The 21,974-nt window shown below is 63.5% G+C and carries 19 protein-coding genes; 7 read left to right on the forward strand and 12 right to left on the reverse strand.

Annotated elements, in window-relative coordinates; translation table 11 throughout:
• Nucleotides 1–10 precede the first annotated feature (10 nt).
• From YUU_RS0124135 to YUU_RS0124145, 3 genes are all read right to left on the reverse strand, one after another.
• A complete protein-coding gene (locus tag YUU_RS0124135; RefSeq protein ID WP_027524713.1) occupies nt 11–901 on the reverse strand; it encodes an ABC transporter permease in 891 nt (296 codons plus the stop codon).
• A complete protein-coding gene (locus YUU_RS0124140) occupies nt 898–1,776 on the reverse strand; it encodes an ABC transporter permease (protein WP_027524714.1) in 879 nt (292 codons plus the stop codon). Before YUU_RS0124140 ends, YUU_RS0124135 begins: the two co-directional genes overlap by 4 nt.
• A 76-nt stretch (nt 1,777–1,852) precedes the next feature.
• Entirely contained in the window at nt 1,853–3,202 is a 1,350-nt protein-coding gene (locus YUU_RS0124145; protein WP_027524715.1) for a PotD/PotF family extracellular solute-binding protein, read from the reverse strand.
• Between the two features lie 224 nt (nt 3,203–3,426).
• On the opposite strand from YUU_RS0124145, the gene YUU_RS51545 reads away from it, so the two are divergent.
• Nucleotides 3,427–4,950 carry a hypothetical protein gene (locus tag YUU_RS51545; RefSeq protein ID WP_035663184.1) on the forward strand — a complete coding sequence of 508 codons (1,524 nt, stop codon included), beginning with the start codon at nt 3,427–3,429 and terminating at the stop codon, nt 4,948–4,950.
• Nucleotides 4,951–5,162: 212 nt separating this feature from the next.
• Here YUU_RS51545 and YUU_RS0124155 read toward each other — a convergent pair whose 3' ends face one another.
• The 5 genes from YUU_RS0124155 to YUU_RS0124175 all read right to left on the reverse strand — a co-directional run bounded on the left by YUU_RS0124155 (nt 5,163) and on the right by YUU_RS0124175 (nt 10,645).
• Nucleotides 5,163–5,879: a GntR family transcriptional regulator gene (locus YUU_RS0124155; RefSeq protein WP_027524716.1), complete on the reverse strand. Its 717-nt coding sequence runs from the start codon at nt 5,877–5,879 to the stop codon at nt 5,163–5,165.
• A gap of 17 nt (nt 5,880–5,896) precedes the next feature.
• Nucleotides 5,897–6,640, reverse strand: coding sequence for an aspartate/glutamate racemase family protein (locus tag YUU_RS0124160; RefSeq protein WP_027524717.1), 744 nt, complete (start codon nt 6,638–6,640; stop codon nt 5,897–5,899).
• Between the two features lie 9 nt (nt 6,641–6,649).
• Complete coding sequence (locus YUU_RS0124165) at nt 6,650–7,915, reverse strand: FAD-binding oxidoreductase (RefSeq protein ID WP_027524718.1); 1,266 nt, start codon at nt 7,913–7,915, stop codon at nt 6,650–6,652.
• Nucleotides 7,915–9,579, reverse strand: coding sequence for a thiamine pyrophosphate-binding protein (locus tag YUU_RS0124170; protein WP_027524719.1), 1,665 nt, complete (start codon nt 9,577–9,579; stop codon nt 7,915–7,917). The genes YUU_RS0124165 and YUU_RS0124170 overlap by 1 nt, the downstream gene beginning before the upstream one ends.
• 148 nt (nt 9,580–9,727) lie before the next feature.
• Nucleotides 9,728–10,645, reverse strand: coding sequence for an NAD(P)-dependent oxidoreductase (locus YUU_RS0124175; RefSeq protein ID WP_027524720.1), 918 nt, complete (start codon nt 10,643–10,645; stop codon nt 9,728–9,730).
• Nucleotides 10,646–10,761: 116 nt separating this feature from the next.
• On the opposite strand from YUU_RS0124175, the gene YUU_RS0124180 reads away from it, so the two are divergent.
• The 3 genes from YUU_RS0124180 to YUU_RS51550 all read left to right on the forward strand — a co-directional run bounded on the left by YUU_RS0124180 (nt 10,762) and on the right by YUU_RS51550 (nt 13,517).
• Entirely contained in the window at nt 10,762–11,598 is an 837-nt protein-coding gene (locus YUU_RS0124180) for a transporter substrate-binding domain-containing protein (RefSeq protein ID WP_027524721.1), read from the forward strand.
• A gap of 104 nt (nt 11,599–11,702) precedes the next feature.
• The gene (locus YUU_RS0124185) at nt 11,703–12,431 is read left to right on the forward strand and encodes an aspartate/glutamate racemase family protein (protein ID WP_027524722.1); all 729 of its coding nucleotides are present in this window, start codon (nt 11,703–11,705) and stop codon (nt 12,429–12,431) included.
• Nucleotides 12,432–12,566: 135 nt separating this feature from the next.
• Complete coding sequence (locus YUU_RS51550) at nt 12,567–13,517, forward strand: alpha/beta hydrolase (protein ID WP_051389863.1); 951 nt, start codon at nt 12,567–12,569, stop codon at nt 13,515–13,517.
• 89 nt (nt 13,518–13,606) lie between these two features.
• Here YUU_RS51550 and YUU_RS0124195 read toward each other — a convergent pair whose 3' ends face one another.
• Entirely contained in the window at nt 13,607–14,035 is a 429-nt protein-coding gene (locus tag YUU_RS0124195) for a universal stress protein (RefSeq protein ID WP_027524723.1), read from the reverse strand.
• A 464-nt stretch (nt 14,036–14,499) separates the two neighbouring features.
• Nucleotides 14,500–15,903 carry an MFS transporter gene (locus tag YUU_RS0124200; RefSeq protein WP_245288077.1) on the reverse strand — a complete coding sequence of 468 codons (1,404 nt, stop codon included), beginning with the start codon at nt 15,901–15,903 and terminating at the stop codon, nt 14,500–14,502.
• 50 nt (nt 15,904–15,953) lie between these two features.
• On the opposite strand from YUU_RS0124200, the gene YUU_RS0124205 reads away from it, so the two are divergent.
• A complete protein-coding gene (locus YUU_RS0124205; RefSeq protein ID WP_035663188.1) occupies nt 15,954–16,904 on the forward strand; it encodes a LysR substrate-binding domain-containing protein in 951 nt (316 codons plus the stop codon).
• Nucleotides 16,905–17,050: 146 nt separating this feature from the next.
• Here the strand turns inward: YUU_RS0124205 and YUU_RS51555 are convergent, their stop codons facing one another.
• Together YUU_RS51555 and YUU_RS0124215 are read right to left on the reverse strand one after the other, a co-directional pair.
• Entirely contained in the window at nt 17,051–18,613 is a 1,563-nt protein-coding gene (locus YUU_RS51555) for a carboxylesterase/lipase family protein (RefSeq protein ID WP_051389865.1), read from the reverse strand.
• An 18-nt stretch (nt 18,614–18,631) separates the two neighbouring features.
• Nucleotides 18,632–19,972, reverse strand: a complete 1,341-nt coding sequence (locus tag YUU_RS0124215; RefSeq protein WP_027524726.1) for an MFS transporter — start codon at nt 19,970–19,972, stop codon at nt 18,632–18,634.
• A gap of 217 nt (nt 19,973–20,189) precedes the next feature.
• On the opposite strand from YUU_RS0124215, the gene YUU_RS0124220 reads away from it, so the two are divergent.
• Both YUU_RS0124220 and YUU_RS51560 read left to right on the forward strand, forming a co-directional pair.
• The gene (locus YUU_RS0124220; RefSeq protein WP_027524727.1) at nt 20,190–20,846 is read left to right on the forward strand and encodes a TetR/AcrR family transcriptional regulator; all 657 of its coding nucleotides are present in this window, start codon (nt 20,190–20,192) and stop codon (nt 20,844–20,846) included.
• Between the two features lie 334 nt (nt 20,847–21,180).
• Nucleotides 21,181–21,768, forward strand: a complete 588-nt coding sequence (locus tag YUU_RS51560) for a hypothetical protein (protein ID WP_051389866.1) — start codon at nt 21,181–21,183, stop codon at nt 21,766–21,768.
• Nucleotides 21,769–21,974 lie beyond the last annotated feature (206 nt).

The following is a 21,974-nucleotide window of genomic DNA, read 5'->3' on the forward strand; positions in this document are numbered from 1 at the left end:
CAAAAAACCTCTAGTCTTTCGCCCCTCGGCCGCGCTTCTTCTGGATCAGCACGATGGTACCGAGGCTCGCACCGATCACGATGAAGGAGATGATGGTTGTCACCGTGCCGAGCGCATAGAGCGAGGGCGAGGTGACGTTCAGCGTCATGCTCCAGATCTCCAGCGGCAACGTATTGAGCGAGCCGGCGGTCTGGAGGCTGCGGGCGAATTCGTCGTAGGACAGCGTGAAGCCGAACAGCGCCACTGCGACGATGCCCGGCGCCAGGACAGGCACGATCACCAGCCAAATGGTCTGCCAGCGGCTTGCGCCGAGATCGTAGGCCGCTTCGTCCCATGCACGGTCGTAGCGCGACATCACCGCGAACATCACCAGCACGCCAAACGGTAGCGTCCACGAAAGCTGCGCGCCGAGCGCGGAGGTGTACCAGCTCGCGTTGAGGCCGAACGCCTGGAACAGAAGCCCTGTGCCAAGCCCGAGCACGAGACCTGGCGCGACCAGGCTGCCGATCATCATGTAGAAGACGACGGCGTCGCCTGCAAAGCGCCGGCGAAAGCCGAGCCCCGCGAGGAAGGAGATCACCACCGTGATGATGGTGACAATGACGGCGAGCCTGATCGAGCGGTCGAACGAGCCCTTGACGTCCCCGGTCCGCACCTGGGTGAAGAGATCGACGAACCAGTGCAGCGAATGGCCCTTCATGGGGAAGACAAGTCCGCCGCGGATGTCTTGGAACGACAGGATGTAGATGCAGATCATCGGGCCGTAGAGCGCGAGAACGTAAAGGGCAAACAGGCTCGCCAGCACATAGAAGGTCCAGGGACGCTCACCCCGGCTCGGCGCAATCGCCTTGGTCGTCGCGGGCGCGACTGCGCCTTGCATGTTGGCAAGCACCGCGCTCATCGCGTGATCTCCTGGCGGATGTCCACGGTGCGCAGGATCAGCGACACGATCGCGACCAGCACAAGCGTCAGCAGCACGGCGCTCGCCGCCGCGGTCGGATATTGCAGAACGCCGACGTCCTCGTAGAACGCGCTCACCACCGAGGCCGAGCCGCCGCCGGACATCACCTTCACCACGAAGAAGTCGCCCATCACGATCGAGACCACGAAGATGGTACCGAGCGCGATGCCGCTCTTGGACATCGGCACCACGATCAGGCGCATGATGTCGAAACGGCTGGCGCCCGCGTCGATCGCCGCTTCAATCAGCTTCTTGTCGATCCGCGCCATGGAGTTGAAGATCGGCACGATCATGAAGATCGTAAGCTGGTGGACATAGGCAATGACCACCGCGAGGTCGGAGAACAGCAGCACTTCGAGCGGCTGATGGACCGCGCCGGTTGCGAGCAGCGCCTGGTTGATCAGCCCCTCCTTGCCGAGCAGCGGAATCCAGGAAATCATACGGATGATGTTGGAGGTCCAGAACGGCACGGTGCAGAGCAGGAACAGGCCGATCGCCAGAAGCTGGTTACGGACGTGGAAAACCAGGAAATAGGCGACGAAGAAGCCGATGATCAGGGTGAAGATCCAGGTCAGCACCGTGAACTTGATGGTCGCCAGATACAGCTTCAGCGTCAGCGCCGAGTGCAGCACCTCGACGTAGTTCGAGAACGTGAAGCCCGGGGTCAGCCCGCCAAAGCCGTCGGTGGCAAAGAAGCTCGCCGCCAGCACCACCAGGATCGGCGCCACGAAGAACGGAACGAGCACCAGCACCAGCGGCGACACGTAGAGCCAGCCGGCAAGATTGGCGCGTGATGGGGTCTGACTGGACTGCATGTCGGCGAATGCCTTCGGTCCTTGCTACCGGCGCGTCGCCGCGCCGGCTCTCGCTCACCTCAGGGAAAAGCAGGATTTACGCCACCTTGAAGTCGTTCCAGCGCTTGTTCATGTATGCGGCTTCGTCCATCAGCGTGTTCCAGCAGGAGATGTTCTTGACGCGGTCGAGGAACGAGCCGCCGTCGCGCTTGGTACCGGACTTTTCCATCGGCACGCCGTAGGGATCGTTGATCACCTCGGGCGCGGGCTGGCCCTCGTACCAGAATGCCCATTCCGCCGGCGTCAAACACTTCTTCGCGGTCGACGGCACCGGGCTGTAGTAGCCGTAACGCGCGACGAAGCCGCCCTGCCAGCCCGAGAGATACCAGTTGAGGTATTCGTAGGCCGCTTCAAGCTTCTTGCCTGAGAGGTGCTTCATCAGCCCCATGCCGTTGCACCAGCCGCGATAGCCTTCCTTGCCGTTCTTGACGTTGACCGGCGCGTAGACGCAAGGGATCTCCTTCACGCGTACCGCGGCGACCGCCGGCGACCACATCGACTGGATGATCACCTCGCCCGCCGCCATCAGCTGCACCGACTGGTCGAAGGTGGTCCAGGTCGCGCGGAACTGGCCGTCCTTCTTCAGCTCGATCAGCTTGTTGCAGGTGAAGTCGATTTCCTCCTTGGTCATATTGCCCTTGTTGCCGTATTTGATCAGGCCCGCGCTCTCGAAGCAGAGCGCGGCGTCCATGATGCCGATCGCGGGCACGTCGAGAATCGCGGCCTTGCCCTTGAATTTCGGATCGATCAGGTCCTTCCACTCGGTGACCTCGTGGCCGACGAGGTCGGGCCGGTAGCCGATGGAGTCGGCGTTGTAGACCTGCGGCAGGAACGTTGCCCACTCGGTCACGCCGTCGTTCAGATCGGTGGCGTCTGGCTTGGCGATGTACATGGCCTCATAGGGCGAAATTCCCTGGCGTGGGATCTTGTGACCGTCGATCTCGCCCTTGGTGAAGATCGGCAGGATATTGTCGAACTCCTTGATCTTCTTCACCTCGATGCCCTGGATGACGCCACGCTTGGCGGCGAGCTTGGCCTGCCAGCCCTCGAGATCGGCGATATCGACCGTATTTGGCTGGCTTATGAAGCGGTTGATGGCGGCCGAGGTATCGAGGTTCTGCATCGTCACCTTGAAGCCGAGATCCTTGGCCGCCTGGTCGCCGATCGCCTTCACCACCGAATAGGAGACGCCGACGTGGCGGAGCTCGATGTCCTTGATCTCCTGCGCCCAGATGGTCGGGAAACCGCGGATCGCGTCCGAACCTGCGGCCGCGCCCGCGACCGCTGCGGCACCCTTCAACAGCGTGCGCCGGCTCAGCTTTTTCGATTCCCCGCTCCTGGTTCCGGCCTGGTCGGCGCCGGAATTCCCCTTGTTCCTGTCAAGCATGGCAACCCTCGTTGGTTACGATGAACTCTCTCACCGATCGTCCGTGATCGGCGCGGATGTGATCAGTTGCGCGTGAAGCTATTGACCGGATTTCGCGAAGTAAAATTGGAAGTAAAAATTCGCGATATAAACGGGACTAATGTTTTGCGCCGATGCATGTGGATTTGGCAGCGCGCATAAGAAGGCGCCAGAGCGTGTATACAAAGCGGCGGACCCGACGGAGCATGCGGCCTCGCACGACGCGCGCGATCTGTGTTGCGCTGTTGGTCGCGATCGCATGTCGTCCGGTTTGCGCGAGCGAGTTGTCATTCTCGCCTGCGAACATGAAGGCGATCGGCACGATCGACGTGCGATTTCAATCGTACAATGTCGAGATGGTGGAGGTAACGGGCGGGCGCTTCTGGAAGCCGTATCCACGCAGCTTGCGAGCGAACGTGCAGATCTCGCGAGATCGCTACAGCTACAGGCCCCCGATCGACCTCGCCAACATGCGACTGCGCATGCTTGCGGTAGCTCTGGGCCCGGCCTATATGCGCGTCAGCGGCACCTGGGCGAATGCGACGTTCTTTGCCGACACCGACAACGCGCCGGCCGCACCTGCGGGTTTCAACTCCGTGCTGAGCCGCGCGCAGTGGCGCGGTGTCGTCGACTTTGCACGCGCGGTAGATGCGCAGATCGTGACGTCGTTTGCCATCAGTGCGGGCAGCCGCAATGCGGATGGCCGTTGGACGTCCGGTCAGGCGCAACAGCTTCTCTCTTTCACGCAGTCACTCGGCAGCCGCATAGCAGCCGCCGAGTTCATGAACGAGCCGACGCTCGCGGCGACGAACGGCGCACCGCCGGGCTATGACGCAAAGGCCTATGGCCGCGACTTCGCGATATTCCATTCGTGGATGCGCCAGCATGCCCCTGACACGCTGATCGTTGGCCCCGGCTCCGTCGGCGACTCGTCCTCGCCATCGGCCGATGGCATCCGGACGCGCGATCTGCTCGAGGCTTCCGGACGAGGTCTCGATCGCCTCTCCTATCATCACTACAACACGCTCTCGCCGCGCTGTGGCGTCCACGATGATCCGGCGCAGGCGCTATCGGCGGATTGGCTCGCGCGCACCGATCGCGCGCTTTCGGTCTATCGCGGCTTGCGCGACGAATTCGCACCTGGCACGCCGATCTGGCTGACGGAGACGGCCGATGCCGCCTGCGGCGGCAATCGCTGGGACGCGACCTTCCTCGACACGTTCCGCTATCTCGACCAGCTCGGGCGACTCGCGATGGCAGGCGTTCAGGTGGTAATGCACAACACGCTGGCCGCGAGCGACTACGGCCTGCTCGACGAGACGACGTTTCGCCCACGGCCGAACTACTGGGGCGCGTTGCTGTGGCATCGGCTGATGGGAACGACCGTGCTCGACGCCGGTGCTGGCAGCGCGCCCGACCTTCACTTGTATGCGCATTGCCATCCCAGGACGAAGGGCGCCGTGTCCATCCTTGCGATCAACACGTCGCGAAGCGAGTCGCGAAGTCTGAAGATGCCGATCGCGTCGGAGCGCTACACGCTGGATGCGAGACCGCTGCAAAGCCCGACCGTGTGGTTGAACGGAAGGACACTCGAACTCGACGCCAACCACAGGCTTCCACTGCTCGAAGCGCGCTCGATGCCGGCCGGGACGATTACCCTGGCACCGAAAACCATCACCTTCCTGGTGATCCCGGACGCCGCCAACCCAGCCTGCCGGTTACACGCGTGAAGTGCGAGTTGATCGGACGTAAGGTCGCCTGTCGCTCCGTCATCGCGAGGAGCGAAGCGACGAAGCAATCCAGAATCGTCCCGCGGAAAGATTCTGGATTGCTTCGCTGCGCTCGCAATGACGAGTTTGTGGAGAGAGCGCGCACAATACCCCCTGAGGTCATCCCGGCCTAGTGCGCAATTGCGCACCGTGGCCGGGACCCCATAACCCGGTCAGCGTTGTCCAAGCATGTTCGCCGCCGGCATGTAGATCTGCGCGTAGCCTTCCTTGATCGCCGAGGTGATGCGATCAAGGCGCCGGTCGATGTGCTTTTCCAGCACGGAAACGCATGTCGCTTCGTCGCGCGCCTTGAGGCCCTCGACGACGGCGCGGTGTTCGGCCTGCGTGTTGGAGCGGTTGACGCGGTCCATGTCGATCCAGCGCACGAAGCGAATGCGGGCGTTGACGTTGCGCAGTACGCGCAGCATCTCGGCGTTATCAGACATCGCCATCAGCCGCTCGTGAAAGGTCTCATCCAGCTCGACCAGCTCGACCGACGAACGCTCGCCGGGATCGGGTCCCGTGGCTTCGAGGAATATGAGCAACGCGTCGATGTCCTCATCCCTGGCGCGCTTGATGGCGAGGCGGACCGAGGCGACCTCGATCGACTTGCGCAGTTCGTAGAGATCGAAGATCTCGTGCGCATCGAGCTCGCGGCAGAAGAAGCCCTTGCCGGGCGTGAAGCGCAGAAACCCCTCGGTGTTCAGGCGATTGAGCGCTTCACGCAGCGGCGTGCGGCTGACGCCGAGGCGCTTGGCCAGCTCACCCTCGTTGAGCCGCTCGCCCGGCTTGAACTCGTAGCTGATGGCCATCGCCTTGAGCTGTTCATAGACGCGATCGACGATGCTGTCCGAGGCGAGTTCCAGGTGCTTGTTCATGGGCTTGTTCATGGGCAGCTTCTCGAGCTCTAACCAAACCGGCGCGGCCGCAGTCCGGCATGAAACCAATTGATCATGGAATAAATATCATAAACAGGCAGGCCCACCTCCGCCTGCAATGCGGCAGCGTAAGGCGGCATATTGGTGCATTCAAGCACGATGGCACCGACATCCGGATGCTTTGCGACGAGCGCCTTGCCGGCCTCGACCACGTCACGCTCGGCCTCAGCGATATCCATGTCGTCCTTCTCGGCCTTGATCAGGACGCGGAAGAACTCCTTGCCGTTCTCGGTGCCGACCAGCGGCGTGTCGAGCGGCACGCCGGCACCTTCCAGATGAGCCGGCGACAGGGTCGAACCCGACACCGTGACGAGGCCGACGCGCTTGCCGGGCGGCAAGGTTGCCTGCACCCACGGCACCTGCATCAACGATGATGTCGCCACCGGCACGCCGACGGCGGCGGCAAGCTCCTTCTGAAACAGCGCGAGGAAGCCGCAATTGGTGGTGATGGCTTCGGCGCCAAGCCGCACCAGCTCCTTCGCCGCGTCGATGAAGTCCGGCAGCAGCCCGGCCGCGCCCTTCAGCACGACCTTCTCCGGGCTCGCTCCGCTCACCACGCGATAGAGCACCGGGAACGGCCAGGTGGTGCCGTTGCCCATGTCGCCGGGGATGCGGGGAAAGCGCGCTTCCAGCATCAAAATGCCGAGCGGCGCGCCATAGAGCGCCTTGCCGCCACGGGCGATACGGGAGGAGGAATTTTGCGGATAGGTCATGATGCGATCTCAGAGGAAGCGGCTGGGTGCGAACGGTTCAAGCGGAATCTCCGGCGTCTTGCCGCTGACAAGCTGCGCGACGAGGCGGCCGGTGCGCGCGGAGCCGACGAGGCCGATATGGCCATGGCCGAACGCGTAGACGATATCGCGCGAGGCGCGGGCATAGCCGATGCACGGGCGGCCGTCCGGCATGCTCGGGCGGTGGCCGAACCACATCTTGATGCGCGAGGCCGGAATGTCCTTCGGCAGCTTGGGAAACATGCTGAAGAGATTGTCGCGCAAAATCTCGGCGCGCTTCCAGTTCGGCTCGGCGTCGAGCCCCGCAATCTCGACCGTGCCGGCGGCGCGAAGACCTTTGTTGGTCCAGTTCACGACCATCTTGGCGTCGGAGGCCATCATCGAGCTGCGTGGCCCCGTCTCCGGATGCTCGATCATGACGTGATAGCCGCGCTCGGTCTCGAGCGGCAGCGGATCACCAACGGACTGCGTCAGCAGCTTCGAGCGCGCGCCTGCGGCAACCACGGCGGCATCGCAAGGAATTTCGCCGGTCTCGGTGAAGACGGCAACGAGCTTGCCACCGTCGAGCTTGAGGCCTGTCGCCTTGGCGCGCACAAGCTTCGCACCGCTGGCGAGCGCATGATTGGCAAGCGCCGCGACGTAAGCGCCGGGATCGCGACAGCGTCCGGCCTCCTCGACCACGACACCGAAGGTGTAGCGCGGATCAAGCTCAGGCTCACGCTGGCGCATCTCGTCCGCGGAGAGCTCCAGCCATTCGACGCCGACGCGCTTGCGGATGCGCCAGCCGAGGTCGCCGTCGAAATTGCCGCGCGCGGGGAAGACGTGCATCACTCCGTTGCGCTCGATCAGCTCGGAAACGCCGGCTTCTTCCGCGAGCTTCTTGTGCAGGAGCGGCGCGTCCTTCAGGAGATCGCGCAGCGCGACAGCCGTTTTCTCGACGCGCGCCTCTGTCCGGCCGGACAGCAGGTATTTGATCAGCCAGGGCAAGGCCTTCGGCAAGTACGACCAGCGTATCGCGAGCGGACCGAGCGGGTCCAGCAGATAGCCCGGCACCTTCCTCCAGACGCCGGGCTCGGCCGGCGGGATCACCGAATGCGACGACAGCCAGCCGGCATTACCATAGCTTGCCGCCTGCTCGCCACCGGGCTCGCCTGGATCGATCAGCGTCACGCGATGGCCCTCGCGCAGCGCCTCGATGGCACTGATCACGCCGACCGCGCCGGCGCCGATGATGGCAATTTGGCGGCCTTCCGGCATCAGCGCGACTTCTCCTGCGGCACAAAGTCCTTGCCCACCGTCATCGCGCGCGGATCGATCAGGCAATGCAGGATCGACGGCTTGCCCGACGCCAACGCGCGCTCGAAGGCCGGCGCAAACTCTTCCGTGCGCTCGACCCGCTCGCCATGGCCGCCGAACGCCTTTGCGTACATCGCAAAGTCCGGGTTCTTGAGCTGCGTGCCGACCACGCGGCCGGGATAGTCGCGCTCCTGGTGCATGCGGATGGTGCCGTATTGCGCATTGTCGATCACGACGACGATCAGGGCCGCGTCATACTGCACGGCGGTCGCGAACTCCTGGCCGTTCATCAGGAAGCAGCCGTCACCGGCAAACGCGACGACGACGCGGCCCGGATATTGCCGCTTGGCAAGCACGCCCGCCGGCACGCCGTAGCCCATCGAGCCCGACGTCGGTGCGAGCTGCGCGGCGAAGGCGTGGAAGCGGTGATGGCGATGCAGCCAACCGGCATAGTTGCCGGCGCCGTTGCAGACGATCGCATCCTTCGGCAGCCGATCGCGCAGCCAGGTCATGACTTGTCCATACTGGAACGAGCCCGGCAGCTCGCGCGCGGTCTCGGTCCAGGCAAGATAATCCGCATGCGCCTTGGCTGCTTCGCCTTTCCAGGCCGGCGCCGCCGCAGGCTTCAGCGTCTCGACGGCGGCTGCGAACGCAGCAGGCGTGGCCTGGATCGCGAGCGTCGGCTGATAGACGCGCCCGAGCTCTTCCGAGCCCGGATGGACGTGGATCAGCTTCTGGCTCGGTACAGGGATGTCGAACAGCGTGTAGGATGATGATGGCATTTCCGACATGCGGCCACCGATCAACAGAATGACATCCGCGCCGGTGATGCGTGCCTTCAGGCCAGGGCTCGGCCCGATGCCGAGATCGCCGGCATAGTGCGAATGATCGGCGTCGATCAGCGATGCCCGGCGGAACGAGGTCGCGACTGGCAGATCGAACCGCTCCGCGAAGCGCGCGATGCCCTTGGCTGCTTCTGCGGTCCAGCCGGAGCCACCGAGAACGACGAGCGGGGATTTTGCGCCGGCAAGCATCGCAGTCAGACGTTCGAGATCGGCCGGCGCCGGCCAGCTCACGGCCGGCTCGACGCGCGGCGCATCGGCAACCGCCGCCGTCTCGGTCAGCATGTTCTCGGGCAGCGCGATCACGACGGGACCGGGGCGGCCCTGCATCGCGACGCGGAACGCGCGCGCGACGAGCTCGGGAATCCGATCGGGACGATCGATCTCGACCGCCCACTTCGCCATGGTGCCGAACACCGCCTTGTAGTCGAGCTCCTGGAACGCCTCGCGCTCGCGCATGCCGGTGTCAACCTGGCCGACGAACAGGATCATCGGAGTGGAATCCTGCATCGCGATGTGGACGCCGTGGCTGGCATTGGTCGCGCCCGGACCACGGGTGACGAAGCAGACGCCTGGCCGTCCCGTGAGCTTGCCGTAGGCTTCCGCCATCATCGCGGCGCCGCCTTCGGCGCGACAGATCATCACGTCGATCGGGCTGTCATGCAGCGCATCCAGCGCGGCGAGATAGCTCTCGCCCGGCACGCAGGTGACGCGCTCGACGCCTTGCGCGACCAGCTGGTCGATCAGGATCTGGCCCCCGGTGCGGGCGTTACGAATGGTCATGACAGCTCCCTAAAAGGCTTTGGCGATGCGCTTGAGCGCGTCGCGCAAGTTTGTTCCGAGGTGGCGTAGGACAGGCGGACAGAGCACGCAAGATCGAAGGGCTTCCCGTATCCTGCGCGGGCATCATGCCCGTCCCCGAAGTTTGCAACTACCGGCCGCTCGCGATGATGCGGCGGCAATGATCCAGCGCCGCACCGATCAGATTGTCGCTCGCCTCCGGCGTGCGGAATGCCGAATGCGCCGACAGCGTCACGTTCGCAAGCTTGGTCAGCGGATGGCCTGCCGGCAGCGGCTCGACGGTGAAGACGTCGAGGCCGGCATGCCCGATGTGGCCTGAGCGCAGCGCCTCGATCATGGCGTCTTCATCGACGACGGCGCCGCGCGCCGTGTTGATGAGGATGCTGCCTGGACGCATCATCGCGATGCGCTCGCGGGAGAGGAAGTTTTTGGTCTCGTCATTGAGCAGCAGATGCAGCGAGATGACGTGGCTCTCCGCCAGCAGCTTTTCCAGCGGAACGAAGCCGACGCCCGGATGCGTCTTCGGCGTCCGGTTCCAGGCGATCACCTTCATGCCGCAGCCGAGCGCCATGCGCGCGGCTTCCGCCGCGATGCCGCCAAAACCGATCAGGCCGAGCGTCTTGCCGGTGAGTTGGAGGGCGTCGCGGCGCAGCCAGTTGCCCTCGCGCATGCCGCGATCCATCTCGCCAAAACCTTTTGCGGAGGCCCACATCAGCGCGATCGCACATTCGGCGACCGCGGTGTCGCCATAGCCCTTGATGGTGTGGACAGCGATGCCGTGCTGGCCAAGCTCGTCCGGATTCATGTAGCTGCGCGCGCCGGTGCCGAGGAAGACGACGTGCTTCAGAGCCGCGCACTTCGCGGCAACTGCCGTCGGCACCGCAGTGTGGTCGACGATCATGATCTCCACGCCGTCCAGGAGGCGTGGCAGGTCGTCGGGCGAGATTGCCGGGTTGCGGTTGATGCCGACCGGGAGGCTGTCCGCACGCAGCAGCTTTTCGGTGACGGCGGCAAGCGTGTCGTTGGCATCGACGAACAGGGCACGCATGGGACTGATCTTTCCTCTTCCGGACTAAAAATACCGTATTGCATTTTAATCTGAATACAGAAATAGTCCAGAAGCCGGGTTGGATGTTCAAGGGGTAACTGCCCAGGAGAACTGCCATGAATCGCAGGGACGCACTCACCACCGTCGCCCTCGCCGGCGCTGCGATGGCCGCAGCCACCTCGGCCAAGGCTGACACCGCACCAGGCTCCACTCTCGACCGGATCAAGAAGAGTGGCGTGTTGCGGATCGCGGTCATCGCCGGCCAGGATCCCTATTTCCACAAGGACCTCACCACCAATCAATGGTCGGGCGCCTGCATCGACATGGCGAATGACATCGCCGGCAAGCTCGGTGCCAAAGTCGAGACGCTGGAGTCCACCTGGGGCAACCAGATCCTCGACCTCCAGGCCGAGAAGATCGACCTCGCCTTTGCCGTGAACCCGACGCCCGAGCGCGCGCTGGTCATCGACTTCTCTTCGCCCATCCTGGTGCACTCCTTCACCGTCATCACCAAGAAGGGTTTTGCCAAGCCGCAGACCTGGGCCGAGATCAACAAGCCAGAGGTCAAGATCGCCGTCGACATCGGCTCGACGCATGAGACGATCGCGCGGCGCTATTGCCCGAAGGCGACGATCCTCGGCTTCAAGGAACGCAACGAGGCGATCCTCGCCGTGTCCACCGGACGGGCGGACTGCAACATATCGCTCGCCGTGCTTTCGGTCGCGACCTTGAAGAAGAATCCGACGCTCGGCGAGCTCGCGGTGCCGCGGCCGCTGCTCACGCTGCCAACCAATCTCGGCATCCGCGCCGAAGGCGATCGGCGCTACAAGGATTTCCTCAGCGCCTGGGCCGACTACAACCGCGCACTCGGCCAGACCCGCGAGTGGCTGCTCAAGGCTTTTGAAACCGTCGGCCTCAGCGCCGAGGACATCCCCGGCGAAATTCAATTCTGATCGCCACCTATGCGTGTCCGGGAGTTCGCGGCGCTCGAGCCGCAGTCGCTCCATGCCGGCTCGACCTCTCGTCATGAGGTCCGGTTTTTCGGAGGAGAAGAACCATGAAGCTGCGTGGCGGCTACACGAACTACGGCGAGACGATCGGCATTCTGATGCTCGACACCCGCTTCCCGCGTCCACGCGGCGACATCGGCAACGCGCTCTCCTATGATTTTCCGGTGCGCTACAAGATCGTGCGCGGCGCCCATGCCACCAGGATCATGCGCGACCATCCCGACCCGACGCTGATCGAGCCGTTCATCGCAGCCGCTCGCGAGCTGGAGGCAGAAGGCGTGAAGGCGATCACGACGAGTTGCGGCTTTCTTGCGCCATTCCAGAAACAAATCACCGCCGCGGTGAACATTCCGGTCTTCACGTCGAGCCTGATCCAGGCGCCTCTGATCCACGCCATGCTGCCACCCGGCAAGGTCATCGGCCTCTTCACCGAGCGCGGTCATCACATGAACGAGGGGCATTTCCGCGGCGTCGGCTGGTCGCAGGACGAGATTTCCGTTCAAGTCCAGGGCATGAAGGCTGACGCGCAGTTCCCCGCAACCTACATTCTGGGCCGGGAGGAATTGGACACCGATGTGCTGCGGGCCGAGATGATCGAGATGACGGAAGCCTTCATGGCGTCCTGCAAGAATCCCGGCGCAATTCTGTTCGAATGCACCAACATGTGTCCGTTCTCGAAGGACGTCGCCGAGGTGTCGGGCCTTCCGGTGTTCGACATCAACACGCTGATCCATTTCTTCTACCGTGCCGCCAATCCGGTCGCTTTCCTGCGCTAGGCCTCGACCGCTCCCGAACTCATCACCTGTCAGCGCGCTGAACATCATGTTCAGCCTGCGGAATCTCTTGGTCATTGACAGCAAAAGCCGGCATCGCCGACGTTCGCTGCACAAATATTCCCAAGGGAGGATCTCATGATCACGCGGCATCCGCGCGTCATCGTCGGCGCAGCCGTAGCGGCAGCGCTCGCTCATTTTGCTATCGTCAGCCCGGCCGGGGCCGAGGAGAAGACGATCAAGGGCGGCGTGCCGATCAACCTCGCTACCTTGCAGCCAGGCGTCACCTATACCGACATCCCGAACGGCTTTGCGCGGCCCCATCTGATGATGGACATCATCAAGCCGGTCAGCGACAAGCCGGTGCCGGCGATCGTCTTCGTCTCCGGCAATGGCTGGCGCAGCATCGACCGCGCGGCGCTGGTCCCGCAACTCTCCCCGATCGCCAAGGCCGGGTACCTCGTCGCCGCGATCGACTACCGCATCATCGGCGAAGCGAACTTCCCGAAGCCGCTCGAAGACGTGAAGACCGCGATCCGCTTCCTGCGCGCCAATGCCAAGACCTACAACATCGATCCCGATCATATCGCCGTCTGGGGCAATTCCGCCGGCGGCCATCTGTCGGCGATGGCGGCGACCACCGGCGAGATGAAGGAGTATGACAGCGACCGCTGGGCCGGCCAGTCCAGCGCCGTGCAGGCGGCGGTGATCTTCTACGGCCCGATGGACCTCTCCCATCGCATGGACGCCAGCGCCGTCAACGGCAGCCCGGGTATGTCGGTGGAGAGCGCCTTCCTCGGCTTCGACGCCAAGGATCCCGCCAACGCCGAAAAGGTGAAGAAGGCCAATCCGATCGCGCAGATCTCCGACATGACGCCGCCGATGCTGATCGTGCACGGCACCAAGGACATCGTCGTTCCCATCAGCGAGAGCGAGGACCTTTACGCGGCGCTGACGGCGACCAAACGTCCCGTCACCTTCGTCCGGGTCGAAGGCTCCGGCCACAGCTTTGGCCAGATCAGCAGCAATCCGGAGGTGATGGCCGAAGTGCTCGCCTTCTTCGACCGCACGCTGAAGGGCAAGCCCTGAGCTCACTCGGGGAAAGCCGTCGATGTCAGCTTCCGGCGACCAAGCGAAAATCGGGCGGGCTTATTTGACTGACCGAGCCGTCTGCACACTCACTGACAAACGAGTACGGGGATTCTCGCCTGCGTCAGCACCTTGTTTGTCACGCTGCCGATGAGAAGCATGGAAAGCCCGCTGCGCCCATGCGATGACATGACGATGAGATCGCAGCCCTTGTCCTCGGCTGCTGCGATGATGGCTTGATGGGGGTGTCCGCTCTCCACCTGAATCGTCTCGCAGGAAACACCAGCCGCCTTGGCCGCATTTGCCGCGCGATCCAACACGCTCCTGGCCTGTTCCTTGCGCAGCTCGGCATATGTTGCGACGGCTTCAAGGAACCGCCCCGTCAATTCGGAAAACGGTTCCACGACGAAGATCACGGATACCTTGGCTCCAAGGGATTTCGCCAGCGCCAGCCCATGCGCCACCCCATGTTCCGCTAGCTCCGACCCATCCGTCGGAATGAGAATATGCCGGTACATGCATCACCTCCCGATTGTCCGGACTTATCCCTGCCCTCCGAAGGTTGAGCCCGCGTTCCAGATACCGTCTTGAGATAAATCAATCTTTTTGCGCGACGCCGACGGCTGAACGGCCGGCCACCTTCCTCGGAGTGCAACGAATTGCGGTCAGCCAAGTTGATGATGGTTGGAAGTTGCGGATTGGAGCAACGTCATGTCTATGGCCAGAATTCCTGCAGCGGTTCTCGTGATTGGTGCGATATCACTCGGCGCACCTGCGATGGCTGCCCCGATCACTCCTTTGTCTTCGAGCGCCAAGCCGGTGGTGCAGGAGAGTGACGTCGTCCAAGTGCGCTGGCACTGGGGCCATTGGCACGGCGGAAGCTATCGGTGCACGCCCTACTGTCGTTGGGGCGGCTAGTGTGAACCAGGTGGATACGGCCGCGAACCGCTAGGCCACATACGACATTGCTCCCGTCATTGCCCTACAGTGGCAGCGGCTTCGAAGGAAGCAGCGTGACGGCCGAGAGGGTTCCCAATCCACAGACCATGGCCGCGCCCGCGAAGAGCAACATGTAGGCGTCGGCCCGATCCGCAGTACTGAGCAAGGCACCCAGTGCGGCAATGCCGATGGCAAAGCTCGCTTGTCGCACGACGACGGTGGCAGCCGACGCCATGCCCGCCTGCTCGATTGGTGCCAACGCGACCACGGCGCCGGATAGCTGAGGATGGGCCAGGGCGGCTCCAGTGCCGCTCAGGAACATTGCTGCCACGACCAACCATGATGGCGGCGGATCGTTTGAAATCAGCGCTGCAATGAAGGTCGCGCTCCCCGTGGTCATGAGGGAAAGGGCCAATACGAAATGCCGTCGCCATCCAAGCGCGGTGACGCTCCGGCCGCCGACCGGTGGCAACAACAACATTGGAAGGGTTGCCGCGAGCATGACTATTCCGCCTGCATCGTCACTTAGGCCGAAAGCGGTGGCGAGAAACGGCGGCAGGTAGACGAGCAAAGCCCAATACCCAATCGAGACCGATGTGAGGAGCAGTGCTATCCCCGCCATCGCCCTGTTCAAGAACACAGCCGGATCGAAGATGGGTTGGGCGCGCCTACGTTGCTGGAGGACGAAGGCACCGAGCAGCAAAATGGCAAAGCCAGACCCCGACCAAAACGCCATCGGCGAAGATCGACCATGCAGCAGAGACTCGATCAGCATGAAGAGGGCGCCGGTGAGGATGGCCATTCCGGAAACGTCGACGGGGCGCGGCAAAGCTTCACGCGCGTCGTTCACGACACGCGGGACACTCCATGCGACAAGGGCGCACGCAGGAATGTTTGCCAGGAATATCCATCGCCATCCGAACCAGGACGCGACGATGCCGCCGAGCGTTGGCCCCAATGCCATCGCTATTCCGGACATGACGCCAAGCCAGGAAAAGGCACGTGTCCGCGACACCGCCTGCGGATATGTCGTGGCGATCAGAGCGATGCCACCAGTGATCACGAAGGCGGCCCCAACACCCTGGGCCGCGCGTGCAAGCGACAGCGACAGGCCATCCCATGCCAGGGCGCACATCAGAGATGCCGCAGCGAATACGAGGTTGCCGCGCAGCATCGCCTTGCGACGGCCGTATCGGTCGGACAGCGCTCCGGCGACCAAGAGCGAGCCTGTGAACGCAAGGCTGTAGGCATCCATGAGCCACGCATAGCCGGCGATTCCGAGCTCCAGTTCGCGCGAAATTGCCGGTAAGGCGACGACGACCGCTGTGACGTCGAAATTGCTCAAGAAACCGGCCAAGCCCAAAGCAAGCGCCGGCCACATGGAAATCGGCTGCGCAGTTTCCATCGATCTGGCTTGTGGTTGGCTCGGCGACATCTCGACATTCATCTCGATCAAGAGTGATGGCCGAGAAAGCATGATCACCCGTTCACATCATCATGAATCTGGTTCATAGTTACAGGATGCGAACTCTTCCTCCCTTTGACGGCCTCGTCGCCTTTGAAGCGGCCGCGCGCCATCGCAGCATGACGCTCGCAGCCGGCGAGCTCCGTCTCACACAGAGTGCGATCAGTCATCGCCTGAAAAAGCTCGAAGCTTTTGTCGGCGCGCCGTTGTTCAATCGCACTGGCACCGGGCTGGCGCCGACGCCAGCCGGCATCTCGTTGCTGGAGAATATTGTTAGACTGCTGGATGACATGGCGAGTCTCCGGGCTCGATTCAGAGCTGCGGCTCGGCCGGCGAACCTGAAAATCGGTGTCGGAGCAGCGCTGTCGCACTATTGGCTGGCGCGTCGATTGCCAGGATTCGCGGCGTCGAACCCGGACATTGGGCTCGAACTCGTCGTCCTTGAAAGCGAAGCGCAGATGCGTGCCGCAGATGTTGACGTTCTCATCCTGTGGCTGCCCAAATCCACAGCGCGATCCAACTCCACGCAGCGCTTGCTCTTCAATGAGCGGGTCTTTCCGGTTGCAGCGCCGCGCCTTGTTCGACGAGCTCGACCGCTGTCGAACCCGCTCAAGTTTGCCGGCCTGCCGATCATCCACAAGGGACCATTTGGCCGGAACGACGGTGCCGAGTGGTCATGGCCGGTGTGGTTTGAGAGGCTCGGGATAAAAACGCAGGTGCCAGAGGGCATGCGCTTCAGCTCTCTGAGTTTGGCGCTCGCTGCGGCGATCGAGGGCGCGGGCGTTGTCCTTGCGCGCTCCTTGCTCGTTCAGGACGCAATGGCTGAGCGCAGGCTGTGCCGTTTGCTGCCGCCGAAGTGGGACATGCCGTCCAGCAAGACACATATTATCCGCTGGCAGGCCGTCTTGACCGGCGACAAGCGCGTGAATCGGTTTGCCAACTGGATTGCCAACGAGGCGGATCGCACGTCAACGGACACCTAGAGCATGATCCGGACCCGAAGGGCCGCGTTAGCGCAAAAGGTGGAGCGGTTTTCCCTCGCGACAAACGCGGAACGCGGTTTGCGCGGAGATCATGTTCAACCAACAACCTATAGCGCGATGGCGATTCATCCCATACTCATCGCGCTTTAGGACATTGTCGTGTGGCCCGCTTGGCCGCACGAATGGTCACGCTCTGGCTGGCCGTGAACTTTCCGCTTGGCTGTCTGCGGTACTACAAATTGCGCCAGCAGCTCCGCCCACAGGCGGAAGCGCTTGCCTTCGTTGAGGCTACCAATATGGAAGGGACGGTCGAAGATGGCGAGAGGTTCCTTGCCGAGCTCGAAGCGCGGCCAGGCGTCGGCCGTATCAGGTGAACCGGTCGCGACGAAGCGCAGCATGCTGGCCTGGAGGCGCATGGCAACTTCAATATCGCCAGGTGTCATCGGGCCGCCCTTGCGCCGAAGGATGGGGCGATGGATGAAGTAAGGCAGGTGCGCCCAGACGCAGGCATTGTCCGCGCCGTGCGTCGGCCCTTGCGACAGGAAAGGCTCCAGCGCCGGACGATGATCGAACCGGTTCAGCCAAACGGCACCGCCGGCCGCACTCTGATGGCGTGCAATCGCGGCTAGCGGCCGATGCCAGAAGGCATCCGACAGCAGCGCCTCGTAGGGATCCTCATCCGCACGCGCGGTCGCACTATAGCAGGCGAGCAGGCGCTCGAAGCCGGCGTCGCCGAAGGACGCGCGGATGTGCCGCTCGGTGACGCGGATCATCGCGGCAGGCGGCGTGCTCTTCAGGAACATCACCATCTCGTCGCGGCAGGAGCCGAGCCAAAGCGGTACGTCGCGGAGTGCGCCGCCGGCAATGGCGTCGATCGGATCGCGGGGGATCACCACACCGTCCAGCACCGGGCCGAACACGGTGCCGGATTCCGTTTCATCCGCCAGCCTGCGACCGACGCTTTCCACCGCCGCGAAGAGCTGCGGCAGCGGCACGGCCGCGATGGCGCTCGCATCGTTTTCCAGCCTGAGCTCCGCAATCACGCGCCGCGCCACCTCATCGGCATGCGCGGGGTTCATGATGCCGCGGCCCGGCGCGCTGAAGGCGATGGCGCGCGCGAACTTGTGCTTCGCCTGAGGCAGGGTTGCCAGCGCGATCACCATGGACGCGCCCGCCGATTGGCCGAACAGCGTCAGCGCATCGGGATCGCCGCCGAAACCCGCGATGTTGGCGCGCACCCAGTCGAGCGCGGTGAGCGCATCCGACATCGCAAGATTGTTGGCCTCCGCCAGCCTACCGCCGAGGCGATGCAGTTGCAGGAAGCCGAGCGGCCCGAGCCGGTAGTTGATGGTGACGATGACGGCCGGCCCCTGCGCGGCGAGGAAGCTGCCGTCATAGTCGGCGCCGCCGCCGGTGACGAAGGCGCCGCCATGAACGAAGAACAGCACCGGCAATGGCCGATCGACCGCGGCCGGTGCAAAGATGTTCAGGGTGAGGCAGGCGGGCTCATTCGCCTGATCGAGATGGCCGGGCTGCGGCGCGTAGGCGCCGTGGGCCGTGCAGGCGATCGGCTCGGACCACGCGCGCGGCGGCACCGCTCTCGCAAAGCGCCGTGCGGTCGCATAGGGCACGCCCTTGAAGGCGCGCACGCCCTTCTGCTCGAGGCCGCGGACCGGCCCGTTCGTGGTCGAAACTGTCTGCGTCAACATGCGAACGTCGCCTCTGCTCTAACCGCGCCGCCGACCGAGATCGGCGATGTCGACCGTATGCGTCTCGCGCGCCGTCGCGGCGGCCGCGGCCGAGATCACGCAACAGGCGGCGACGAAGATCGCGACCGGAATCCAGCCGTTCGGCCCCTCGCCGACCAGGCTCGCGCTCACCAGCGGCGTGAAACCGGCGGCGAGGAAGCCGAGTTGCGTCCCGATCGCGGTGCCGGAATAACGCACGCGCGCCTCGAACATTTCTGCATAGAAGGACGGCCAGATCGCGTTCGGCGCGGCATAGACGACGCCCGAGAGGATCGTCGCGGCGGCGAAGATCGCGATCGCGTTGCCCGAGGTAATCAACATGAAGTACGGGAACAGCAGCACCGCGCAGCCGAGCACGCCGCCGATGAACACCGGCTTGCGGCCGATCCTGTCGGCGAGCAGCGCCCAGAGCGGCTGGGTGATCAGCGCCGTGACGTTGCCGAGCACGCCGGCCCACAGCATGGTCGGGCGCGCCACGCCGAACTTGCTGGTGGCGTAGCCGAGCGCGAACACGGCGGTCATGGTGCTGACGGTTGCGATCAGCGCGCAGACGATGACGCGCAGTACGTCCGGCCAGTAGTCGCGCAGCAGCGCGACCACGGGGAAGCGCGCGACCTGCGCCCTGTCCTTGATCTCTTCGAAGACCGGCGTCTCCGGCATCGTCCGCCGCACGAGATAAGCGACCAGCAGCACCAGTGCCGAGAGCAGGAACGGAATGCGCCAGCCCCAGCTCAGAAGCTGATCCTCCGGCAGGCTCGAAACCGGGATGAACACCAGCGTCGCCAGGATCGCGCCCGCCTGCGTACCGCTCAACGTCCAGCTCGTGAAGAAGGCGCGGTTGGAGTTGGCGGAATGCTCGAGCGTCAGCGAGTTCGCCCCGCTCTGCTCGCCGGCGGCCGACAGGCCCTGCAGCAGCCGCAGCAGCGTCAGAATGATCGGTGCGGCATTGCCGATCGCCTTCGCATCCGGCAACAAGCCGATCGCGAGCGTCGAGCCGCCCATCAGCACGAGCGTGAACAAGAGCACCGTCTTCCGCCCGATACGGTCGCCGAAATGGCCAAGGATGACGGCGCCTACGGGGCGCGCGATATAGCCGATGCCGAAGGAGAGCAGCGCGAGCAGCGTCGCGGTCGCGGGATCGACATTGGCGAAGAACACTTTTGGAAAGATCAGCGCGGCCGCAGTACCGTAGATGAAGAAGTCGTAGTATTCGAGCATGCTGCCGACGAAGCTGACGAGCGCCGCGCGCTTCGGCAGCTTGTTCTGCGCGGCTTCCGTTGTGACGGGCGCGTGCAGCGATGCGGTTGACGTCAACGTCATGAAAATTCCTCCCCGTGTGATGCGCGGCAGATCCCGCGTCCGTTGGCGGCGACCTTCTTGGCTGCCCCGTGCTTTGCGGTGACTTGCCGTCACTCGCTTTCGCTCATAATGTACGAACTAGTACGTTTAGGCAAGGTTGCATCGAAGCCGTGCCTGGGGTTACGAAATTTGCCTTCACCTTCAAGGTGATCCATAGAAAATGGCGGGAGAAACCGTGATGCTGAAGCGCATGCCCCCTGCCCACAAGCGCACCAACGACCCCGAGCGCACCAAGCGTGACATCATCGAAGTGGCGACGCAGGAATTCGCCTCAGAGGGCTACTCCGGCGCGCGGGTCGACGCGATCGCAGCGCGCACCCGCACCTCCAAGCGGATGATCTACTACTATTTCGGCGGCAAGGAGCAGCTCTATCTCGCGGTGCTGGCGGAGGCCTATCGCAACATCCGCGCGCTGGAGGACCAGCTCGACATCGAGCGCTGCGACGCGCGCGAGGGCCTGCGGCGGCTGATCGAGGCGACGTTCGACCACGACGAGCGCAATCCGAATTTCATCCGCCTCGTCAGCATCGAAAACATCCACCACGGCAAGCACCTGAAGCAGAATCCGCAACTGCGCCAGCTCAACGCCAGCGTGATCACGACGCTCGACCGGATCCTCGCGCGCGGCCGCAAGGAAGGCGTCTTCCGCAACGACGTCGACGCCGTCGACCTGCATCTTGCCATCAGCTCCTACTGCTTCTTCCGCGTCGCCAACCGCCACACCTTCGGCGCCCTGTTCGACCGCGATCTGAGCGAGCCCAAGGTGCTGGCGAAGAGCCGGACGCAGATCGTGGAGATGATTTTGGCCTGGTTGGGGGCAAAGAGCACCGGGTAGCGGCCGGGCCGTCCGTTTGGACGGCTTGCGTCGGGGCCGGAAGAGCTTCCACATCCCAGCTGTCATTCCCGCGAAAGCGGGGAATCCAGGGCGCGTCAAAACCGACAGCAGCTCAGCTCTTGATATTAGCCCACCTGCTTAGCCAGTGACGATGCGATTCCATCCGCCGACATAGGGCAGAGTTGTTGTCACTTGCGAAGTCTGAACCAAGATCAAGTCGATGAAGACAAACCTTGATCGAGATTGCATTGAGGTTCGCTCCTCTCGTCTCTCGATGCATCCCGCTGGACATTTTACATCACTATGGAGGCAACCCCATTGAAGGAGGTAAGCCATGAACAAGCTCTATGCTCTCGCCTCGGTTGGGTTCTGCGTAGCTTCGGCAGCCCTGATTACGTCGGCATCGTCTCTTCCGACGGAGGAAGTACCGAAGACCGAACCAGAGTATATCGCCAAGGCGAAGACCGCGGCCCCGCCGTCGGTGGTGAATAACGCCACGATCACCATGCCGCAGCCGGATGGGTCTTCTAAGACCGTCCAGACCGGATCGAACGGTTTCACGTGCTTTATCGACAAGTACGGAACGCCCGAATGCGATGACCAGAACGCCATGGAATGGCGGAAAGCTCTGCAAGCCAATCAGGCTCCGCCGAATAAGATTGGCCTAATTTTCATGCTTGCCGGTGACACCGGCACGAGCAATCACGATTTCACCGAACGGCACACGCACCAGCATTGGGTCCAGACCGGGCCGCACGTGATGATCGTCGGCGGCGCAGCACACGAGATGCTCAGTCCTTATCCACGCGATCTGGATGTCAAAGACGCGACGCAGCCCTTCGTCATGTTCCCTGGCAAGCCCAACGAACACCTCATGATCCCGGTGCACCCGCAAGAGCTTACCACGGGCAGCGCGCGGTGACGTGAGTGAACGCCGCCGTGCCTTGAGACCAGCGGCACGGCGGCGAGCGTCGACTAAAACCGCTTGCATCTCGCGGGGCGTCCACAGATGAGTACACGCCCTGTACGCCGCGGCCTCCCCGTAGGAATACTGGATCGCCGCTCCAGTGTGTAATTGCGCACCAGGAGGGCGATGACACCGAGAATATGGTGAGCGCCCTTCACAAG

This window comes from Bradyrhizobium sp. Ec3.3 (assembly GCF_000472925.1).
Classification (GTDB): Bacteria; Pseudomonadota; Alphaproteobacteria; order Rhizobiales; family Xanthobacteraceae; genus Bradyrhizobium.

Coding starts and splice junctions, on each gene's coding strand:
- YUU_RS0124135 (WP_027524713.1), bottom strand. CDS start 901: ATGAGCGCGGTGCTTGCCAACATGCAAGGCGCAGTCGCGCCCGCGACG.
- YUU_RS0124140 (WP_027524714.1), bottom strand. CDS start 1,776: ATGCAGTCCAGTCAGACCCCATCACGCGCCAATCTTGCCGGCTGGCTC.
- YUU_RS0124145 (WP_027524715.1), bottom strand. CDS start 3,202: ATGCTTGACAGGAACAAGGGGAATTCCGGCGCCGACCAGGCCGGAACC.
- YUU_RS51545 (WP_035663184.1), top strand. CDS start 3,427: ATGCGGCCTCGCACGACGCGCGCGATCTGTGTTGCGCTGTTGGTCGCG.
- YUU_RS0124155 (WP_027524716.1), bottom strand. CDS start 5,879: ATGAACAAGCCCATGAACAAGCACCTGGAACTCGCCTCGGACAGCATC.
- YUU_RS0124160 (WP_027524717.1), bottom strand. CDS start 6,640: ATGACCTATCCGCAAAATTCCTCCTCCCGTATCGCCCGTGGCGGCAAG.
- YUU_RS0124165 (WP_027524718.1), bottom strand. CDS start 7,915: ATGCCGGAAGGCCGCCAAATTGCCATCATCGGCGCCGGCGCGGTCGGC.
- YUU_RS0124170 (WP_027524719.1), bottom strand. CDS start 9,579: ATGACCATTCGTAACGCCCGCACCGGGGGCCAGATCCTGATCGACCAG.
- YUU_RS0124175 (WP_027524720.1), bottom strand. CDS start 10,645: ATGCGTGCCCTGTTCGTCGATGCCAACGACACGCTTGCCGCCGTCACC.
- YUU_RS0124180 (WP_027524721.1), top strand. CDS start 10,762: ATGAATCGCAGGGACGCACTCACCACCGTCGCCCTCGCCGGCGCTGCG.
- YUU_RS0124185 (WP_027524722.1), top strand. CDS start 11,703: ATGAAGCTGCGTGGCGGCTACACGAACTACGGCGAGACGATCGGCATT.
- YUU_RS51550 (WP_051389863.1), top strand. CDS start 12,567: ATGATCACGCGGCATCCGCGCGTCATCGTCGGCGCAGCCGTAGCGGCA.
- YUU_RS0124195 (WP_027524723.1), bottom strand. CDS start 14,035: ATGTACCGGCATATTCTCATTCCGACGGATGGGTCGGAGCTAGCGGAA.
- YUU_RS0124200 (WP_245288077.1), bottom strand. CDS start 15,903: ATGAATGTCGAGATGTCGCCGAGCCAACCACAAGCCAGATCGATGGAA.
- YUU_RS0124205 (WP_035663188.1), top strand. CDS start 15,954: ATGAATCTGGTTCATAGTTACAGGATGCGAACTCTTCCTCCCTTTGAC.
- YUU_RS51555 (WP_051389865.1), bottom strand. CDS start 18,613: ATGTTGACGCAGACAGTTTCGACCACGAACGGGCCGGTCCGCGGCCTC.
- YUU_RS0124215 (WP_027524726.1), bottom strand. CDS start 19,972: ATGACGTTGACGTCAACCGCATCGCTGCACGCGCCCGTCACAACGGAA.
- YUU_RS0124220 (WP_027524727.1), top strand. CDS start 20,190: ATGCTGAAGCGCATGCCCCCTGCCCACAAGCGCACCAACGACCCCGAG.
- YUU_RS51560 (WP_051389866.1), top strand. CDS start 21,181: ATGAACAAGCTCTATGCTCTCGCCTCGGTTGGGTTCTGCGTAGCTTCG.